This window comes from Actinophytocola sediminis, from assembly GCF_054779715.1.
Window position 1 is genome coordinate 1 of sequence record NZ_BAAGXS010000145.1, and the last position, 1778, is coordinate 1778.

Sequence of the window (1778 nt, forward strand, 5' to 3'; positions counted from 1 at the left end):
AGCATCTTTGATCGTTTGTGTGTTAAGTTATTAAGGGCACATGGTGGATGCCTGGGCATCAGGAGCTGATGAAGGACGTGGGAGGCTGCGATATGCCTCGGGGAGCTGTCAACCGAGCTGAGATCCGAGGATTTCCGAATGGGGAAACCCGGCACCCGTCATGGGGTGTCACCATCATCTGAATGTATAGGGTGATGGGGGTAACGCGGGGAAGTGAAACATCTCAGTACCCGTAGGAAGAGAAAACAAGAGTGATTCCGTGAGTAGTGGCGAGCGAAAGCGGAGGAGGCTAAACCGTGCGCGTGTGATACCTGGCAGGGGTTGCGTGTGCGGGGTTGTGGGACCTGTCTTACCGGTGCTGCCATGCCGGTGGGGAGTAAGAAAATGTTGTTGTTAGTCGAATCAGTTTGGGAAACTGGACCGTAGACCGTGAGAGTCGGGTAGACGAAAACGCAACATCTCCCTTGATGGTGTTCCCGAGTAGCAGCGAGCTCGTGGAATTTGCTGTGAATCTGGCGGGACCACCCGCTAAGCCTAAATACTCCCTGATGACCGATAGCGGACTAGTACCGTGAGGGAAAGGTGAAAAGTACCCCGGGAGGGGAGTGAAAGAGTACCTGAAACCGTGTGCCTACAAGCCGTCAGAGCCGTCTTAGCAACGGTGATGGCGTGCCTTTTGAAGAATGAGCCTGCGAGTTAGTGGTGCGTGGCGAGGTTAACCCGTGTGGGGTAGCCGTAGCGAAAGCGAGTCTGAATAGGGCGTTTGAGTCGCGTGCTCTAGACCCGAAGCGGGGTGATCTACCCATGGCCAGGGTGAAGCGCCGGTAAGACGGCGTGGAGGCCCGAACCCACCAGGGTTGAAAACCTGGGGGATGAGCTGTGGGTAGGGGTGAAAGGCCAATCAAACTCCGTGATAGCTGGTTCTCCCCGAAATGCATTTAGGTGCAGCGTCACATGTTTCACGTCGGGGGTAGAGCACTGGATGGTCTAGGGGGCCTACAAGCTTACCGAAATCAACCAAACTCCGAATACCGGCGTGTGAGAGTGTGGCAGTGAGACTGCGGGCGATAAGGTTCGTGGTCGAGAGGGAAACAGCCCAGAACACCAGCTAAGGCCCCTAAGTGTGCGCTAAGTGGGAAAGGATGTGGGGTCGCCCAGACAACCAGGAGGTTGGCTTAGAAGCAGCCACCCTTGAAAGAGTGCGTAATAGCTCACTGGTCAAGTGGTCCTGCGCCGACAATGTAGCGGGGCTTAAGCGTACCGCCGAAGCTGTGTCACTTACACAATACATCCACTTCTCTTCTTCGGGAGGGTTGTGCAGTGGTGTGGGTGGGTAGGGGAGCGTCCTGCATCCAGGGAAGCCAGGGTGTGAACCACTGGTGGAGGGTGTGGGAGTGAGAATGCAGGCATGAGTAGCGAAAGCAGAGTGAGAACCTCTGCCGCCGGATGACCAAGGGTTCCTGGGCCAGGTTAATCCGCCCAGGGTAAGTCGGGACCTAAGGCGAGGCCGACAGGCGTAGTCGATGGACAACGGGTTGATATTCCCGTACCCGTGTGGATGCGTCCCTGGCGAGGTCGGTGATACTAACCACCCGAACTGCGCGCGAGTTTTCGGATTTGTGTGTGGGGAGCGTGGGATCTGAGCCGGTAGTAGCCAAACGATGGGGTGACGCAGGAGGGTAGCTCCGCCAGCTGATGGTGACTGGTGTAAGCGTGTAGGGAGATCGGTAGGCAAATCCGCCGGTCACATATCCTGAGACGTGATGCATAGCCGAATG

Annotated in this window: 1 rRNA gene; it reads left to right on the top strand. The window is 56.6% G+C overall.

The annotated features are described in order from the left end of the window. Nucleotides 1-20 precede the first annotated feature (20 nt). Nucleotides 21-1778, top strand: a 23S ribosomal RNA gene (locus tag ACYVIP_RS44755); the annotation flags it as partial.